Annotated in this window: 1 pseudogene; it reads right to left on the bottom strand. The window is 61.2% G+C overall.

Going from position 1 to position 237, the window contains the following annotated elements:
- A pseudogene (locus FNJ47_RS48895) lies at positions 1–237 on the bottom strand (IS701 family transposase); the annotation flags it as partial.

Genomic DNA, 237 nt, shown 5'->3' on the forward strand with positions numbered 1-237 from the left:
TGATAGTGGCGGCCAATGTGCGCAGATCCGTCGACGCAGGCAGGTTGGCGAGATAGTATTTCTTCTCCCCTGAGGCACGTTGCTCGCCAATGAGCCAGGCTTCGTCGCCGGGGAGATGCTGCTGACCTTTATCCCAAATCCGCTGAGGAGGGCCGTCGGCGGTGCGGACACGGAGAGCAGCAAATCGGGCTTTCAGCCGACCTTTCGTCCCGCTGCGCCAGCTCACGGCTTTCCATT

This window comes from Bradyrhizobium uaiense (assembly GCF_010811875.1).
GTDB lineage: Bacteria > Pseudomonadota > Alphaproteobacteria > Rhizobiales > Xanthobacteraceae > Bradyrhizobium > Bradyrhizobium uaiense.